This is a genomic window from Daejeonella rubra, from assembly GCF_900103545.1.
In the GTDB taxonomy this organism is placed as follows: domain Bacteria; phylum Bacteroidota; class Bacteroidia; order Sphingobacteriales; family Sphingobacteriaceae; genus Daejeonella; species Daejeonella rubra.
On record NZ_FNHH01000042.1, the window covers coordinates 1 to 18,441 of the forward strand.

Annotated in this window: 15 protein-coding genes and 1 pseudogene; 8 read left to right on the forward strand and 8 right to left on the reverse strand. The window is 39.4% G+C overall.

Annotated elements, in window-relative coordinates; all coding sequences use genetic code 11:
• Nucleotides 1-118: 118 nt before the first annotated feature.
• The 3 genes from BLR27_RS17530 to BLR27_RS17540 form a co-directional block, all read right to left on the reverse strand.
• The gene (locus tag BLR27_RS17530) at nt 119-448 is read right to left on the reverse strand and encodes an MmcQ/YjbR family DNA-binding protein (protein WP_090707079.1); all 330 of its coding nucleotides are present in this window, start codon (nt 446-448) and stop codon (nt 119-121) included.
• A 47-nt stretch (nt 449-495) separates the two neighbouring features.
• Entirely contained in the window at nt 496-1,002 is a 507-nt protein-coding gene (locus BLR27_RS17535) for a DUF4251 domain-containing protein (protein WP_090707080.1), read from the reverse strand.
• A 98-nt stretch (nt 1,003-1,100) separates the two neighbouring features.
• The gene (locus tag BLR27_RS17540) at nt 1,101-1,550 is read right to left on the reverse strand and encodes a KTSC domain-containing protein (RefSeq protein WP_090707082.1); all 450 of its coding nucleotides are present in this window, start codon (nt 1,548-1,550) and stop codon (nt 1,101-1,103) included.
• Nucleotides 1,551-1,779: 229 nt separating this feature from the next.
• Here BLR27_RS17540 and BLR27_RS17545 point away from each other — a divergent pair.
• A pseudogene (locus BLR27_RS17545) lies at nt 1,780-3,222 on the forward strand (SDR family oxidoreductase).
• Between the two features lie 2 nt (nt 3,223-3,224).
• On the opposite strand, the gene BLR27_RS17550 reads toward BLR27_RS17545, so the two are convergent.
• From BLR27_RS17550 to BLR27_RS17565, 4 genes are all read right to left on the reverse strand, one after another.
• Nucleotides 3,225-3,491 carry a TFIIB-type zinc ribbon-containing protein gene (locus BLR27_RS17550; protein WP_090707084.1) on the reverse strand — a complete coding sequence of 89 codons (267 nt, stop codon included), beginning with the start codon at nt 3,489-3,491 and terminating at the stop codon, nt 3,225-3,227.
• A 160-nt stretch (nt 3,492-3,651) separates the two neighbouring features.
• Nucleotides 3,652-5,790, reverse strand: coding sequence for a xanthine dehydrogenase family protein molybdopterin-binding subunit (locus BLR27_RS17555; RefSeq protein ID WP_090707085.1), 2,139 nt, complete (start codon nt 5,788-5,790; stop codon nt 3,652-3,654).
• Between the two features lie 5 nt (nt 5,791-5,795).
• Nucleotides 5,796-6,254 (reverse strand): (2Fe-2S)-binding protein, encoded by a 459-nt coding sequence (locus BLR27_RS17560; RefSeq protein ID WP_090707087.1) that lies wholly within the window; start codon nt 6,252-6,254, stop codon nt 5,796-5,798.
• Nucleotides 6,255-6,392: 138 nt separating this feature from the next.
• Entirely contained in the window at nt 6,393-7,481 is a 1,089-nt protein-coding gene (locus tag BLR27_RS17565; RefSeq protein WP_090707089.1) for a sialidase family protein, read from the reverse strand.
• A 247-nt stretch (nt 7,482-7,728) separates the two neighbouring features.
• On the opposite strand from BLR27_RS17565, the gene BLR27_RS17570 reads away from it, so the two are divergent.
• The 7 genes from BLR27_RS17570 to BLR27_RS17605 all read left to right on the forward strand — a co-directional run bounded on the left by BLR27_RS17570 (nt 7,729) and on the right by BLR27_RS17605 (nt 16,178).
• Nucleotides 7,729-9,009 (forward strand): amidohydrolase/deacetylase family metallohydrolase, encoded by a 1,281-nt coding sequence (locus tag BLR27_RS17570; protein WP_090707090.1) that lies wholly within the window; start codon nt 7,729-7,731, stop codon nt 9,007-9,009.
• Nucleotides 9,010-9,039: 30 nt separating this feature from the next.
• Nucleotides 9,040-10,350, forward strand: a complete 1,311-nt coding sequence (locus BLR27_RS17575; protein ID WP_176767744.1) for an amidohydrolase/deacetylase family metallohydrolase — start codon at nt 9,040-9,042, stop codon at nt 10,348-10,350.
• Nucleotides 10,351-10,358: 8 nt separating this feature from the next.
• Nucleotides 10,359-11,612 carry an amidohydrolase/deacetylase family metallohydrolase gene (locus tag BLR27_RS17580; RefSeq protein ID WP_090707103.1) on the forward strand — a complete coding sequence of 418 codons (1,254 nt, stop codon included), beginning with the start codon at nt 10,359-10,361 and terminating at the stop codon, nt 11,610-11,612.
• A 269-nt stretch (nt 11,613-11,881) separates the two neighbouring features.
• Nucleotides 11,882-12,307 carry a phosphate-starvation-inducible PsiE family protein gene (locus BLR27_RS17590; RefSeq protein WP_090707093.1) on the forward strand — a complete coding sequence of 142 codons (426 nt, stop codon included), beginning with the start codon at nt 11,882-11,884 and terminating at the stop codon, nt 12,305-12,307.
• A gap of 376 nt (nt 12,308-12,683) precedes the next feature.
• Nucleotides 12,684-13,583 (forward strand): alpha/beta hydrolase family protein, encoded by a 900-nt coding sequence (locus tag BLR27_RS17595; RefSeq protein ID WP_090707095.1) that lies wholly within the window; start codon nt 12,684-12,686, stop codon nt 13,581-13,583.
• Nucleotides 13,584-14,081: 498 nt separating this feature from the next.
• Nucleotides 14,082-14,426 carry a zinc ribbon domain-containing protein YjdM gene (locus BLR27_RS17600; RefSeq protein WP_090707096.1) on the forward strand — a complete coding sequence of 115 codons (345 nt, stop codon included), beginning with the start codon at nt 14,082-14,084 and terminating at the stop codon, nt 14,424-14,426.
• Between the two features lie 213 nt (nt 14,427-14,639).
• Nucleotides 14,640-16,178: an ArnT family glycosyltransferase gene (locus BLR27_RS17605; RefSeq protein ID WP_176767745.1), complete on the forward strand. Its 1,539-nt coding sequence runs from the start codon at nt 14,640-14,642 to the stop codon at nt 16,176-16,178.
• A 238-nt stretch (nt 16,179-16,416) separates the two neighbouring features.
• Here BLR27_RS17605 and BLR27_RS17610 read toward each other — a convergent pair whose 3' ends face one another.
• A complete protein-coding gene (locus tag BLR27_RS17610) occupies nt 16,417-17,403 on the reverse strand; it encodes an ImmA/IrrE family metallo-endopeptidase (protein ID WP_143007781.1) in 987 nt (328 codons plus the stop codon).
• Between the last annotated feature and the right edge of the window lie 1,038 nt (nt 17,404-18,441).

Consider the following 18,441-nt stretch of genomic DNA (forward strand, 5'->3'; position numbering starts at 1 on the left):
TCAATATACTGATTATCAATATATTATGCAAATTAACTTGTATATTTATTCCATAAAAAAGAGGCTGTCCTTTTGAGACAGCCTCTTTTTTGTTATATCCGATTTCCAGATCTGACACCTATTGATCAGTAATTTTCCCTGAAGCAACTGTACTATATCCGCAGCTCAGCATATCAGTAAATAAATCCTCTCTCACCATGCTCAAATCAACTATGGTCCAGCCATGAAGTCCCCACTTATTAGCAACAGCATAAATAATCCTCTTGTCAAATGCTGAAAAAACATCCTGATCGATCGGCGATAACCTGATGCAGGCCAAATTATTTTTCAGATCCAGGGTCATAAATATTTTCTTTCTTACTTTGAAAGATAACTTATCGAAATGGGTTGACTCGCTGGTATCAGGAAATGAAAGAGCAAGCTTCCGTACCATTAATTCATCAACCATTACTCCTATTGAATTAATTTAAAATAAAATGTACGAACATAGCTGTCTCATTTTTTCTTCGGAGGTATCGGCGCCTCAATTTCCCCATAAAATGAAATAGATTGTCTGTTCATACTATTAACGCGTAAAGTAGCGTATCCTCCACTTGAAACTGAAAGCAGGATCAGATCCGGATCGTCAGGTTTATTGATACTAATGGTAATTTCAAATCCGCCCTTCTTAGATTCCTTTATTGAATAATCGAAATCTGTAGATGTAAAGGTCAGCGGACTATCCGTACTGCCAAAACGTGCATTAAAGGCCACTCCGAAATAAGGTAAATGACTATCAAGGGAATCCTTATTCACTTCAAGAAAATATTCGGAAGTTAATTGGAAAGTACTGCCAGAAAGAGGCGTGACAGATTGCGGACTAAAAACAAAATTTCTGCTTTCAATCAAACGCTTAATTTCTGATTTCTTTTTCTGATCACGTGTTTGTGCAGTAACAGAAATAACGAACAGTGTCAGCACTGTCAGAATAATAAACCGGGAATGAATTTTTAAATTATTCATGCATTTAATTTAAGAATACATCTCAAAAATCATGCTAAAAACTGCCATTCAATTCAATGGCAGATCAGTGTAGCAGATTCTTAAAATATATACTCAAATTAAGCAGTTGCAACCAATTTACTGGTACTTCTGTAGATATAGTTATTGTAAATATGTCTTCTGGCAAATCTACCAGGTGAATCAGCATTGATCAGTTTAACGTAAACAGCCTTAGGAACATCGAAATATTCGTAAATACTGCCATCTGCAAAACTTACTGTCAGGATTTGGTTTTTGAATTCAAAATCTGCAATTCCGGAAGTAGTGGTAGTAAGTTTATAATCTTCCAATGTCTGCAACCGGGTTTCAGAAGCAATACTCACCAAAAAATGATAGGCTTCGATGATGGTTTTGCTTTTTTCTTCAGCTTCTAATTTACTTTCTTCTGATTCAGTGAATTTATCGGGATGCCAGTTCTTCATCAGACTACGATAAACCGTTTTCAATTCCTGTAATTCAGCGTTCTTATCAACACCTAATATTTTTCTGTAATCAACAATTTTTCTCATGCTTCTTTTTTTATATCATCAGTGAAAGATTGCAGATAAAGAAGCAGACCTTCAGGAAAATAATTTTGCAAAAGTACGATTTTAATAATAGGTTTTACTATTTCTAAAGAATATGAGTTAATCACCCCTGATTTGATTAATTCGACCTTCCTGTAGCGTGCCTAAAACTGAAATTAAATGACAAATCAATAACTAATTAAACAGTAAATTGACAGCAAAGTAAAGCCTGATGAAAATACTTCTTACCGGTGCAAGCGGATATATTGCTCAACGTCTCCTGCCCGTTTTGCTTGAGGGCGGCCATGAGGTCATTTGCTGCATTCGCGACAAATACCGTTTTGATATTGAAAAATATTCCGGGTTTAATATAAAGGTAATAGAAGTCGATTTTTTAAAGCCCGAAACTCTTAAAGAAATACCTGAGGATATTGATGCTGCTTATTATCTGATGCATTCTATGTCGTCAACCAAGGGCGACTTCAGCAGTATGGAGCAGCAGGTAGCTGAGAATTTCACAAAACGAATCGAACAAACAAAGGCCCGGCAGGTGATCTATTTAAGCGGCATCATCAATGACAAGGATCTATCCAAGCATCTGATATCCAGAAAAAACGTCGAGAAAATACTTACAAGTGCAAATTTCCCTCTGACCACCTTAAGAGCTGGCATCATTGTAGGATCAGGAAGCGCAAGTTTCGAGATCATCCGCGATCTGATTGAAAAACTACCGGTACTGATCACCCCCAAATGGCTCAAAACAAAATGCCAGCCGATCGCCATAAGCAATGTCATTGATTTTCTTTATGGCGTTCTGCTTAAGGACTTCACCTTTAACAAAAGCTACGACATTTCAGGTCCCGAAACCCTCTCCTACAAGGAAATGCTGCTTCGCTTTGCAAAAGTCAGGGGTTTAAAACGGACGATAATAATAGTCCCTGTAATGACGCCAAAGCTCTCCTCCTACTGGTTGTATTTTGTAACATCTGTATCCTATGCCTTAGCCAGAAACCTGGTTGAAAGTATGAAGGTGGAGGTGATCGGAGTGCCGAATGATCTGCATAAGCAGTTAAATATCGACCTAATTGAATACGATGAAGCGATCAAACTGGCCTTTGGAAAAATAGAACAGAATCAGGTGCTCTCAAGCTGGCGCGATGCTCTTGAGAGCAATGCTTATCAATCCGGTTTCTCTAAACTTATTGAGGTTCCGCAGGATGGCTGTTTTACCGATGAGAGAACCCTGAAGATCTCAGATCCGGAAAGAGTACTCAATAACATATGGGCCATAGGCGGTAATACCGGCTGGTATTATGCCGACTGGCTTTGGTCAATACGCGGATTTCTGGACAAGATCTTTGGAGGTGTAGGTTTAAAAAGAGGACGTACGAACCTAAATGAAATTCAGGCAGGAAAGGTCATCGACTTCTAGAGGGTCATTTATGCTAATAAAAAAGAAAAAAGACTGCTGCTTTACGCTGAGATGAAATTACCCGGAGAGGCATGGCTGGAATTCAAACTTGATGAGAATAATGTACTCCATCAAACTGCCACATTCAGGCCATTGGGTTTATTAGGTCGCTTATATTGGTATTCAGTACTTCCTTTTCATGCCTTCATTTTTAAAGGCATGATCACGAATATTGCAAATACTGGCAAGACAAGCGACCTATAATCTTAAAAGTCGAAGATATCATCAAGAAAGGACTTTCGTTTCTTATGCGGATGATTTTTGTTATGGTCGCTGCTTTGTTCTTTATACTCGTATTTCTTGTAATCGGACTCGTAATTACTTCTGTTTGATAAATGATCGGCTGAACGTTCAAGGATCTTTTCAAGCTCACCCCGATCTAACCAAATACCACGGCAATCCGGGCAATAATCAATTTCAACTCCTTTTTTATCTGCGATCAGTAAAGTAGTCTGACAAGTAGGACATTTCATAGCGTTAAATATTTGTTATTTAAATGACCTGCAAAATAGCAAACATCGGTTTCTACAGGAAGCCTGAATATGAAAATTGACACTACCATGTGATAAATTCAGGCTAAACAAAAAAAGCCGGCAGAATTGAGCTGCCGGCTTTAAAATTTAGATTTTTAATTTATGAAATCGTCTTAAAAACGTCTTCTTCAATAAAAGGCTGATTCCTGACACGCTTCCCTGTCGCCTTGAAAATGGCATTTGCCACTGCACCACCTGTTGGCGGAAGTGCGGGTTCACCCAATCCGGTAGGATCTATACCATTATCCACAAAATGAGTCTCAATTTCCGGCACTTCCTTCATTCTGATCAGGCGGTAAGTATTGTAGTTGTTCTGATCAGCAGCACCATCTCTGAAACTTAGCTTGCTGTACATTGCATGCCCTAGTCCATCGACTATTCCACCCATTACCTGATGGCTGGCTCCATTGAGACTTACTACCTGTCCGCAATCAGATACCGCATAGATCTTTTTAACAACCGGTAAGCCTGCTCTCATCACCACATCAGCAACCTGTGCTACATAAGATGCATGGGAGAAATAAACAGAAAACCCTTGTGAAACATCTTTTTTCTTGCCCCAGCCTGATTTTTCGGCGGCCATTTTGATGACGCCTTCCATTCTGCTGATATCATAACGAATATCTCCAACAGGTGATTTCTTAGCTTTTGCAAGAAGGTCAAGCCTGAATTGAACCGGATCCTTACCTGCTGCCTGAGCTACTTCATCAATAAAGGCTTGCTCTGCAAAGGCAAGGAAATTGGTGATCGGTGCACGCCATGCGCCGGTAGTTATCGGTGATTTATGTTCTACTGAATCAATCAACAGATTTTCAACCGCGCCTGAAGGAAAATTATTCTCCCTGGTAGGATTGCCTGAATTGATACCCACTCCTCTTAATTTATATCCCGTTAGGTTACCCGATGCATCCAATGCAGCCTCAAAACGATAACGCACCGCAGGACGATACGTACCGGCAGTCATATCATCCTCCTTGGTCCAGATCAATTTTACCGGAGCTTTGATAATGCTTGATAATTCAGCTGCTTCAACAGTAAAATCGTTATACAATCTTCTGCCAAAGCCACCGCCTAAACGGGTAAGCTGCAGGGTGATCTTATCTTCAGGAATATTCAATAGTTTAGAGACCTCTGTTCGTGCTCTGCCCGGGGTTTGTGTCGGGCCAACAAGTTCAACACCATCCGGACGAACATGAGCGAAAAAATTCATAGGCTCCATCGGGCTATGAGAAATGAATGGACACTGATACTCGCCTTTTACTACTTTGGCAGCATTTTTAAATGCAGCATCAACATCACCATCTTTACGTCTGACTGTCGCCTGACCATTATCCATAAGGTTCAGGAACAATTTATCATGATCCTCAGTACTCTCCAGAGCGAATTCTTTTTCATATTCGATCTTCACCATTTTCCTTGCCTTAAGCACCTGCCAGGTTGATTTACCAACAACGGCTACATTGTTTTTGAAGGAAACTACATCGATGATACCCGGCATTGATTTAGCAATAGAACCATCGAACGATTTTAGTTTCATTCCGAATTGCTCCGGACGCTGAATCATTGCAAAGACCATCCCTTCACGGTAAAAGTCCAGACCAAACAATGGCTGACCGGTCACTATTTTATGATTCTCTACATTCCTAACAGATTTACCTATCAGTTTAAAGTCCTTACGGTCTTTCAACTTCACAGTTGCAGGAACAGGGATCTTTGAAGCTGCTTCAGCAAGCTCTCCGTAACCTAATTTTTTGCCGGTACGGCTATGAATAACAAAGCTATTTGCTGCGGTACATTCAGAAGCAGGAACAGCCCATTTTTTAGCTGCAGCTTCAATTAACATGAATTTAGCAGTTGCACCTGCATTTCTTAATAATTTCCATGAATGCGGTACCGCACCACTACCACCGGTAAGCTGGCGGTCAAACTTATTGTCGAGATTAGCTTGCAATACCTTTACTTTTTTCCAATCGGCTTCCAGCTCTTCAGCTACAACCATCGGAAATGAGGTAATGATATTTTGTCCCAATTCAGGATTCGGAGACATAATGGTGATAGTACCATCCGTTGCGATAGACAGGTAACTGTTAAAGCCGATATCACCGGCAGCTACACTGCTGAAAACAACTGGAGCACTTGCTTCAGCGCTGAACCAATTGAATCCCAGTACCAGGCCACCCCCGGTTATTGCGCTCATTTTTAAAAAATCACGCCTGCTGTTTGTAGTTGTACTTTTCATAAGGATCAAATTTTAGTACTAGCCAGTTTAACTGCTTCCCGGATACGGTGATAAGCACCACAACGACAAATATTGCCGTTCATGGTCACTTCGATCTCATCCATACTTGGCTTTGGATTTTGCTTAAGTAATGCCGCAGCAGTCATGATCTGACCTGCCTGGCAATAGCCACATTGTGCCACGTCGATCTCATCCCATGCTTTTTGAAGTGGATGATCTCCCTTTTCAGACAAACCTTCAATGGTAATAACCTGTGAAGTTCCAACTGCTGAAACAGGATAAACACATGAGCGTGTTGCTGAACCGTTCACGTGAACAGTACAAGATCCGCATTGTGCTATTCCGCAACCATATTTGGTTCCAACCAGTCCCAGATGATCTCGCAAAACCCATAACAAAGGGGTATCTGCTTCAACATCAGCCTGGAGGGTTTTTCCGTTAACCTGAAGTTTATAAATGGCCATAACTTATAGTTTTGATTTAAATCTAAATTAAAAAAAAAGAAGAATAATGGAAAGTAACAATAAAGATAGTTTTTAACGCGATTAACGTAAACGACCAAAACAAATCAGTAACAAAACAGGCTTTTAAAAAAGAAAGGTCTATTTTCCAATCAGCCAATCCATAGAAAACCGGACAAATACATTCTCCTTATATTCTTCCTTTTCAAAGAGCAGGCCAATTTCACCGTTCTCTAACACAACCATATCTGAATAGGCCGATGCTCCCGCATAGATCGTTTTGCCTGTTTTCCAGGTCTTGCCCTCATCATCACTTACTTTAACAGTGAGGTTTTTACGAGCATCTTTTGAATCAGGATTTGAGAAAAGTAATAGATTTCCATATTTTTTTGATCTATAACGTATAATAGCTCCATTGCAAGCAGGATCTATCAGAGATGGTTCATTTCTACTGACCCAGCTTTTTCCTTCATCCTTTGATATATGAACAACCCGCATGCCTAATTTGTTTACCCGCGAATTGACCATCCAGCTCCCATCATTCAATTCAATGATCTTTGACTCATCAGCAGGCATGATCGGGGTATCTTTAAAAAACCAGGTTTTTCCATGATCATCAGATCCGAAAATATAGAGTCCGCTGTTTAAATTAACCAATGTATGCAGCAATTTACCGGAAGCCGTTTGTGTACCCTTTCCGGAAGTGACAAATTTAAAATCCTTCTTCCATTCAGATTTACTGATCTGAGCAGTTATATCTTCAGGTTTCGACCAGGTTTCTCCATTATCACTGCTTTTAACTACGTGAATGTAATAGATATCCTTTTCCTTATTCAGGTCCATATAGTTATAGAACAAGAAAATTGTACCTGTTTGAGCATCAGAGATCATGGAAGGATCAGATGCCGATATCCCGGCAGGAAAGTCGATAATGGTCCGTATTGCCGACCAGGAATTTCCGTTATCAGAGCTTTTCCGTATCACGATATTGATATTTTTATGGGTTCTAAGATCATCGCATGATAAATTTCGCTCATCAATAGCCGCGATCAGATCACCATTTGGCGCTTTTAACAAGGATGGAATACGATAGCAAAATACCGAGCTGTTCATGGAAGTATTGAACAGATCCTGAGATGAAATAACACCTTCAGCCAGGCCTATGCCCTGGCTTTTAGCATTCATAGAAATCGAGATTAGTATCAGCCAGCCTATTAGTATTTTATTCATTGTTTTGCTTTAGTTTTTATTAAATTTTAAAAATGAAAATTACACTTAAAACCTGTATAACATTGCTGATGCAGGTCATTTCCTTCCAGCATATAAATGTAATAAACTTGTTATAAAATTGAATTCATTGATATAATTAGTCGTTAAGCCCCTTTTCAAGGAATTTGATGAAACAAATCCCATTTTTCATTCTTTTGCTTAAAAATCTTGCATTATATTGGAGAATAATTTACAAATCACATAATTAATGAAAATCACCAAAAAGGGTTACTCCCTCTTAACTCTTCTGAGTTTTATTTTACTTCTTGGCAGCCTGACTGTAAGTGCACAGGAATTAGATCTGCTGTTAAAAGGCGGGCATGTTATTGACCCGAAAAATAAGATCAATACCAAAATGGATGTCGGCATTGCAGCTGGTAAAATTGTGAAAGTTGCCACAAATATCCCAGCGAATACCGCTAAAAAAACAGTTGATGTCAGCGGTTTATATGTTACTCCTGGAATCATTGATATGCACGCACACGTATTTCAGGGAAATGACCCCGGTTCTTATATTGCAAATGGGCAAACTGCAGTTCCGGCTGATGCCTTTACATTCAGAGCCGGTGTAACCACTGTGGTGGATGCAGGCTCTTCCGGATGGAGAAATTTCCGTCAGTTTAAAGAACAAAGTATCGACCGTTCACAAACCCGTATTCTTGCTTTATTGAACATCACCGGAACAGGAATGTACGGCCGGTTTGAAGAGCAGGATAAAGCAGATTTCAACCCTGAAATGACTGCCTATATGATCAAAAAACTATTCCCGAAAATAATAGTCGGTATAAAAGCTGCGCATTACTGGGGAGATTTCACTCAGGTAGATAAAGCGATTGAAGCTGGAAAACTTGCTAATGTTCCGGTTATGGTCGATTTCGGCGAGCATCAGCCTACCAATTCCATTAAATCTCTGTTCCTTGAGCATATGCGCCCTGGCGATATCTTCACACATACTTTTGCCTATGGCCCGAATGATCGTGAAACCATTGCAGATGATAATGGAATTGTAAAACCATTCGTTTTTGAAGCTCAGAAAAGAGGAATTATATTTGATGTAGGACATGGAGGTGGTGCATTCTTCTGGCGCCAGGCTATTCCTGCTATCAAACAAGGATTCAAACCCAATGTGATCAGCACCGACCTGCACTCAGACAGTATGAATGGCGGAATGAAGGACATGGCCAATGTGATGTCTAAATTCCTGAATATCGGTCTGACCCTGGAAGAAGTGATCGAAAAATCTACTCTTAGTCCTGCGAACGTGATCAGCCGTCCTGATCTTGGTAATTTAAGTATCGGCTCAGATGCTGACGTTGCTGTTTTCAGCCTTAAAAAAGGAGAATTTGGATTTACAGATGTTCGCAGAAACACCCTTAAAGGAACTCAAAAACTGGATGCTGAATTAACTATCCGTGCTGGTAAGATCGTTTGGGATCTGAACGGAGTTAGCGGTGCAATTTGGGATTCACCTCAGGCCATTACCAAATAATAGCATTTAAAGAACAAATAAAAATAAACAATGAGTACCCAATTTAATTCTAAAAGAGGACTGTCCTCAATCAGCTTTAGTCTTGTAATGATGATGGCTGTTTTATTCAGCCCATCTGCTTCATCTGCCCAGGAGATCGACCTGCTGCTAAAAGGCGGACATGTGATCGATGCAAAAAACAAGATCAACTCTAAAATGGATGTTGCGGTTAAAGACGGTAAAGTATACCGTGTAGCCGCAGATATTCCGGCGAGCAGCGCTAAAAAGACAGTGAATGTAACAGGTTTATATGTTACTCCGGGAATGATCGATATTCACGGACACGTATTCCATGGAACAGAGCCAGATAATTATCTGAGTAACGGACTTGATGCCCTTCCACCTGATGGTTTTACCTTCAGATCAGGGGTAACTACCGTTGTGGATGCCGGTGGCGCCGGATGGAGAAATATTGATGTTTTCAGAAAGAATATCGTAGAACCTGCCAAAACCAGAGTGCTTGCATTTATGAATATCGTAGGTAATGGAATGCGCGGAATTGAAGCCTATGAGCAAGATGAAACAGATATGGACGCTAAATTAAGTGCCGCTATAGCCATGAAACATAAAGATATCGTGGTTGGTTTCAAACTGGCACATTATATCGGACACGATTGGGATCCAACAGATAAAGCAGTTGAGGCAGGCAGAATTGCCGGCATTCCGGTAATGGTCGATTTCGGAAAAGCCCTTCCTCCCCTGCCGCTTGAAGACTTGTTATTAAAGCATCTTCGTCCAGGTGATATTTTAACCCATGCCTATCGCTATGATCAGGAATATGACAGAAATGGTAAAATGCTGGAACATAAGCAGGCTATAGTAGATGTAAAGACCAAGAAAGTAAAGGATTTTGTTTGGGTAGCACGTAAAAAGGGACTTATTTTCGACGTTGGTCATGGTGGCGGAAGTTTTAACTGGAGTCAGGCTGTGCCAGCAATGGAACAGGGATTTGCCCCGGATGTATTAAGTTCTGACCTGCATACAGGAAGTATGAATGCAGGTTTCAAAGACATGGCCAATCTGGCTTCTAAATTCCTTACCCTTGGTATGCCATTGGCTGATGTTATTGCAGCATCAACCTGGAATCCTGCAAAGGTCATTCAACGTACAGAACTCGGTAACCTGAGTGTAGGTTCTGAAGCGGATATTGCAGTATTTAATTTAAGAGAAGGGGATTTCGGATACATAGATGCAAGCGGAATGGCTATCAGAGGCAAACAAAAATTGGAGGCTGAGCTAACTTTGCGTAAAGGCCGGGTTGTGTGGGATCTGAATGCATTAAGTGCTCCATTAGCAAAATAATAATGAACATGAATCATTTCAAACAAACAGGCAGATCCGTATTATTCGCGATCTGCCTGTCTGTTTCCGCCCAGTTTGTTGCTGCGCAGGAAATAGACATTTTACTGAAAGGCGGGCATGTAATTGACGCTAAAAATAAGATCAGTTCGAAAATGGATGTGGCCCTTAGTAAGGGTAAGATCCTGAAAGTTGCTCCGAACATACCTGTAACAGATGCTAAAAAGGTAGTAGATGTGAGCGGAATGTATGTTAGTCCGGGTTTGATCGATATACATACGCATGTTTTCACCGGACCGAATCCGGGTTTCGGGCATGGCTCATCCAGCGTAAAACCGGATGATTTTACTTTTCGTGCCGGGATTACTACGGTTGTTGACGCCGGAACATCGGGTTATAAAACCTTTCCCCTATTTAAGGAACAGATCATCGACCGTTCACGCACAAGGGTGCTTGCTTTTCTGAATGCTTTTGCACCGGGGATGGTGGGTACTGCCGCTGAGCAGGAAGATATGAAGGCTCTGGAAATTGAGAAAGCCGATGAGACGATCAAAAAATATCCGGATCTGATCGCCGGAGTAAAGATCGGTCATTATTCGGGTAAGGACTGGAAGCCATTTGATGCTGCAGCTTCGCTGGCACATGCCAATAACCGTCCCCTTTTCGTGGAATGCCATATTACGGAATTTTCACTCGAAGATCAGTTAAACCACATGAAAGCCGGAGATATCATTACCCATGCTTATGAGAATGTTTCAGAACGTATGCCGGTAGTTGATGAGAACGGAAAAGTCCGTCCATTTGTGCTGGATGCCCGTAAAAAAGGAATTTTATTTGATGTTGGCCATGGTGGTGTTGGTTTCTGGTTTAACCAGGCTGTGCCTTCTGTAAAGCAAGGCCTTGCTCCCGATACTTTCGGAACTGATATGCACCATAACAGTGTCAATTCGGGCATGAAGGATATGCTGAACCTGATGTCGAAATACCTGAACATGGGCATGCAGACGGAGGATATTATTCAGCGCGCAAGCTGGGGTGCCGCAACTGCCATTAAACGACCTGATCTGGGTAATCTGAGTCCTGGTTCAGAAGCTGATATTGCTGTGATCAAGGTGCTTGATGGCAAATTCGGCTTCCTTGATGCAGCTGGCTTTAAGCTGGAAGGAACTAAAAAATTTCAGGCTGAAATGACCATTCGGGCAGGGAAGATCGTGTGGGATCTGAATGGGATGGCTGGATTGCCCTGGAGTAAGGATTTGAAGTAAGATTGAATTGAAAATTGTAAAAGGCTCTGGTGATGGGGCCTTTTTTTGTATATCATCCAATTGCACATACAGCGATTGATTCTCCTTTAAAAAAATACAAAACCAATTTATTAACCGACCAGCTGATAAAATTCATCCTTCACCCTGATGAAAATCATAGAAAACCATTACGATTATTTGTTAATTCATTCAATAATATAACTCTTGATTTTTATTTAAATAAGCATCGAAATATATTCTTCATATAAATTCCAATAAGCGATTTCAAAATGGAGGGACGAAGCAAATACGATAAAATTCTTGTCAGAATAAGTAATATTCTGCTACGGTATTTAATGGGAGTGATCTGCTTTTGTTTAATATTAGCCACCATTGGCTTAACCAAGACACTAATTATTGATCTGTTTAAATCTCCAATATTGCTTTTGAATGCAAACAATTTAATATCCGATGTATTTCAATCCATTCTGATCATTGTAATTGGCTATGAATTATTTAAAGCACTGCATATTGTTGTAAATTCAAGGGCCATTCCCGATCTGCCAATTGTTCAAATTGCAATTATTGCCCTGGCAAATAAGATCATTGCCCTTGATGTCCTGATTGATGATTATAAAATAATGTTAGGATTAGCAACAATCCTCACCGCCCTTGCAATTTCACATTATCTTCTAAGATCTAAAAAAACTCAATAATTGAGATTGCTATATTAAACAGGTTGGTTGAGCCTCGATAATTCGCTTGTATTGCTTAAGAATAACCATGTTTACTTGAATTGGTTAAGCTCTCTTTGGTCGGAATATTTTGACTTAAGCAAAATTTGTAAAATCCCAAAATACCCTCTGCCAGAAACAGCTAATGAATCTTGCATGAGCCAGAAGAAAAACAGGTGATCAAATTAAAAAAGATCATAAATTCGGACTTTATTGAATCCTTATTGAATAGATTCCTATCGTACCGACTGCAAAACTTAAATAGCGAATAGGAACTTTATAATTTGTATTTTAATGCTCTTATCTCCATTTAATCGATTTATTCCTTAAAATATTAAGCATAAAGTTTAAAAACAGAATGGAATCAATTAAAAAATCAATGATGCTAAAATTAAGCGCTTTAACTTTTAATTTTGTATTGATTCTAACTGTACTTACTTCCAGTACAGCAGCTGGGAATACAATTCCGAAATTCTTCTTCAAATTCGAACAAAACCAACCAGCACAATTTTCAGTTCTAAAAGTTCAGGCTCCAAATACATGGAATGGCTTTGAGATCATTGAGTTTAAATTTGATGGTGTGGATGCTAAAATTGTATTTCCAAATAAAGCAAACAAGGCAAAAAACTGGATATGGAGAACCCAATTCTGGGGACATGAACCACAAACTGATATCGCCTTGTTAAACAAAGGATTTCATGTGGTCTATGTTGATGTTGTTGATCTTTATGGAAATAAGGTAGCAGTAAACAGAATGAATGAATTTTATATTTTTCTGATCAAAAACTTCAGATTAAATAAGAAAACAGTTCTGGAAGGCATGAGCAGAGGTGGTTTGGATGCCTATAACTGGGCATCAGAAAATACGGATAAGGTTTTTTGTATCTATGCTGACGCACCTGTTTGCGATATTAAAAGCTGGCCCGGGGGTTTGGGTAAAGGGGAAGGCTCAAAAAGCGACTGGCAGAAATGTCTTCAAGCTTATGGCCTGACAGAAATAACAGCATTAGATTTTAAGGATATTCCTATTAATAACAGCATTAAGCTGGCTAAAGCTAACATTCCACTGATCAATGTTTGCGGTGATGCCGATACGGTTGTTCCTATAGACGAAAACACGTATAAATTAGCGGAAACATACAGGGCAGCCGGCGGAGAGATTGAACTGATCGTAAAAAAGGGGGTTGGTCATCATCCGCATAGCTTACAGGACCCAATGCCAATTGTAGATTTTATTTTGAAAAACACAGGGAATTAATAAAAGTTCTTTGCATGCTGAATATTCATCATCAGAGAATTTAATTTGAATCAATCTTTAAGCACTTCAAAATCATGCACTTATTTTCCCAATACCCTTCGGTAGTTCTACCCATTTCAACATCTAATTCAGCAGTATTTTCTATAGATTGTCTTTGTGAGGGGGTAATTTTTTGTATATAAATCAATATTTACGCTACAACTAATAAAAACATCAATGATTGTATTTTATTATGGTCTCGCGAAGACGCAAAGACGCGATTTTAAGATATAAAATAACAATAAATAATCTTTAAACCTTTGCGTCTTAGCGTCTTTGCGAGCCAACCTACTGGCTGGACGGTTCGACTATGCAATCATATTATTACAGGAGATTGCATCGCTACGCTTGCAAAGAACAAATTATCTATCATTTCTCTTTTAGAGTTCTCAAATTTTCATACTCGAAAACTCCGCGTCCCGTTTTTTTTTATCTTTGCGTTTTCAAACACAAAATATTATGAGTAATAACCAGCACTGCCCAAAATGCAAATCAGAATTTACATATCCTGATCAAAACAGGATGATTTGTTCTCAATGTTTCCATGAATGGGAACCGAGTGAAGAATCAGCTGTTGAAACAGATGATACTATTAAAGTCCTGGATTCAAACGGCAATGAGTTGAAAGATGGGGATTCAGTTATGGTAATAAAGGACCTTCCTGTCAAAGGATCACCAAAACCTATAAAAGCCGGAACTAAAGTGAAAAACATTCATCTTTCAGAAGGCGACCATAATATTTCCTGCAAGATCGACGGATTTGGTTCGATGGCTTTAAAATCGGAATTTGTAAAAAAGGCATAATTTCTTATTTAACACTTTTCTGAAAACTCCACCATAAAACACAAACATTTCAGCAGGTTTCTGCCTGCATATTATAATCCCGTATCAACCGTATTTTAATGCCGGACGATACGGGATTTTTTATTCAATGATTATCGGAATTTTTAAAATTTAAAATCATATTTTAAATTCCTGAAACAATAGCCGGCATAAAAACTCTAATCAGGAATGGCGATGAATTCAAGCACAAAAAAGACATTAGTACTGATTGGCTTTATTGCACTAAAATTCTTTCTGCAATATTCACTGATCAATACCGAATATGAATTGCAAAGAGATGAATACCTTCATCTTGATCAGGCCAATCATTTAGCATGGGGCTATACTTCTATCCCCCCTGTCACATCCTGGATATCAACGCTTATATTTTTTCTGGGAGGCACGGTCTTTTGGATAAAATTCTTCCCCGCCTTGTTTGGGGCATTGACGATGCTTGTGGTTTGGAAAACCATAGAACAACTGAAGGGAAATATTTTTGCATTAAGCTTAGGCAGTACTGCAGTTTTATTTTCCTCTCTCCTAAGGTTAAATACCTTGTTTCAACCCAATTCTCTTGACGTTCTTTGCTGGACGACTATTTATTTCTTTATAATTAAATATTTTAATACTGAAAAACCTAAATGGCTATATTTTGGGGCAATTGTATTTGCTATTGGTTTTCTTAACAAATACAATATCGTTTTTATGCTTGCAGGTCTTTTCCCTGCAATTTTATTGACTCCACAACGTACAATATTAATCAACAAATCATTTTATCAGGCAATTCTGTTGGGGCTCCTGTTGATCTTACCAAATCTTTTGTGGCAGTACAATAATCAGTTTCCGGTTATTCAGCATCTCAAAGAATTATCGGACACCCAATTGGTGAATGTGAACAGATGGTCGTTTTTAAAAGCTCAGTTACTTTTTTTCATCGGTGGATTTTTTCTCATTATTGCTGCTTTATATGCTTTGGTTTTCTATACTCCATTTAAAAAATACAGAACTTTTTTCTGGTCAATCCTTTTCACATTATTAGTTTTCATCTCACTCAAGGCAAAGGATTATTATGCAATCGGGCTCTACCCTATTTACTTAGCATTCGGATCAGTTTTTCTGGCTGATCTCTTAAAATCAGGCCGGTTAAAATACCTGCAGCCATTGGCCGTTGCAATACCTGTATTATTCTTTATTCCGATGTACAATTTCGCTTTCCCAAATAAAAGTCCGGAACACATCATTCAAAATCCGGAGCGATATAAAGATACAGGACAGCTGCGCTGGGAAGATGGCAAAGACCATGCTATACCACAGGATTATGCTGATATGCTGGGATGGAAAGAATTGGCTCATAAAACAGACAGCATCTATTCCACTCTTCCTGAACAGGGAAAAACGCTGGTATTATGCGACAATTACGGACAAGCAGGTGCAATAAATTATTACACCAAAAAAGGGATCAAAGCTGTTTCCTTTAATGCAGATTATATTAACTGGATCAATCTGGAACAACAATATTCTAATCTTATCAGGATCAAGTATTACGAAGAAATTGAAACTGAATTAAAAACAAGCGGACCGTATTTCAAAACTTCCGTTTTGTCGGATTCTATTTCTAACCCATACGCCAGAGAGTACCGTACCAGGATCTACACTTTTACCGGTGCGAAGATTGATATTAACAAAAGGTTGAGAACGGAAATTGACAATCTGAGAAACAGGGGTTCAGACTAGTTTTTTAGCTGTTTCTCCTGTGACTGGTGTTCTCACCGTACAACCAGCCAAGGTTCCTAAAAAAGATTAAATCAATCTAAAACGAATGTCATCCCTGCCTACCGGCAGGCAGGCCGAATCCTGCCCTTCCGCAGGTGAGGGAACTTCGTGAAACCTGTAAACTTATGTCAGTAGTAGTCAGGCAGAGAATTACTATTATTTTTGATTGGCACGAAAAACAGGGAAGCTTACCTATTAATCACCAATTTTCATCAATTTCTGATTTACCCTCGAAGTGAATCACCTTATTGCCATAAATAGGATCATAATAATGTCCCCCCTCTTTATATTCAGGATTCCAGACTTTTCTACCATCCTGAAGCCGGTATATAAATGGTGAAAGATGAAGTCTTTCAAGATGCCATCTTCCCTCTTTGCCTGAAGGAATTTCTTCTCCTTTTCCATATAACATCAGTCCTCCTTCAGCAAATACTTCAAACCCGGGATTCGTAGTTTTAAATTCATGACCTACATTCATCACTTTATGTCCAATCTCATGAGCCACCGTTTTGCGATACCGATCGGGTCTGGCTAGATTAGTGATCGTAATGATACCTCTGAAATTATCAGGAAGCGTACTGCAATAGGAATATCCCGGAAATGACATCCCACCTGTACGAACTGTTTTCATTGTCCAGTTACGCCCTTCCGAAACTTCAAGAAAAGGATAAAAAACATCCTGAAGGGCAATCAGGTAAATAGTTTTAGAATTTTGTTTATCAGGTTCAATTATACTTGTGAAAGCCTGCTTAGTTCGTTCGGTTAGTTCGGCAGGATGCCTCCTCATATTTACATAAGTATTGGCATATTCAGTTTCAGGTATTCCCGGGACCTCATTGGCCTGAATCGAGAAATAATCAGGATTCAGTTCTCCTGTTTTTACCCAAAGCAGATTAATCTGGACCCCTGTGGGTTTATAGATCGCTTTTGCAGCCTGAATACTCTCCATCATCCTGGCAAGCGTTACCTTTTTAAAGGCTGGATCAAAGTTAGACGGGTAGTACACTGCAACATCCAGGGTAGGTTTTCCCGGTTCAATATCTGAATTGAAACCAGCGATATCGATGGTATCAACAGCTTTCCAGGATACTTTTTGGGTTTGTTTGGTAAACTGTTCCCGGGTTTCAGTCAAATTATTACACGACAAAAAGGATAAAAAAACCAGGAGGTAAACTATATATTTCATGAGACTTATATTTTAATCAAGGATCAGCATAGATTTATTATTTCCGAATAAGGTTCAATATTAATCAAATCCATTTTCAAAAAGCTTATAAAACCATATCCTTTTTCTAACCTCTCTTGTAGCCGGAGTTCTCACTGTACAACCAGCCAACATGCCTAAAAAAGATAAAAATCAATCTGAAACGAATGTCATCCCTGCCTACCGGCAGGCAGGCCGAATCCTGCCCTTCCGCAGGTGAGGGACCTTCATGAAATCGACACAAATTTGCGAATGTATTGTCCTAAAAAAAGTTTACAGTATTTGATTTAATCCTGTAATATGTTTACATTTTTTCGGAACCTAAAAGATTAGGCGAAAATATGGAATAATCAAAACCACCCCCTCCGGCGCTCAGGCCAACACTCCCCCCGCCAGCGGTGGACAGCATGACGCATAATAATTAATATTAAATACTGAAAATTTTAGTTAAGAACATTTTTTTAGCCACCCAGTGTCCACCGCTGGCGGGGGAATTAAAGGGGGTGGTTTTTTGCTAAAAGCACATGCTGCGCAAGCGCTGACATTTCCTTCTTTTGAAGGTCCAAAAAAACAAAAGCCCATCTTTTCCCACTCTTAATGAGTCCTTTGGACAAGGCAGCCGGCGCAAACCAACCGCACACAAAAAGCAAAACACACGGGCTGCGTTTTACTGAAGGGTAAAACAATGCCCCTCCCTTCCTCACATAGCCCCTTTTTTGCTTTTTGTTTTACTGCTGCTGGGGGAAAAGGCATGACGCCTAAAATTGTGCTTCAATTGGAAGCAGGATTAAAAGAGTTTCAAATAAGAGATTAAATAGAAAATGAACTACAATACCCGAGCGGTTGGATGAAAGAACGGCGGGCCGGGAGTATGGCCTAGAGGGCTGAAGCTTCGTTCTTTCTTGATTTTTTGTTTACTTTTTCATCAAGTGGCTGTTGCACAACTATTAAGATTATTCTACTAAAAAGTTTTAGGTTTTACGATTTAGCTTTTTAGTGTTAGTATAATTTATACATAAT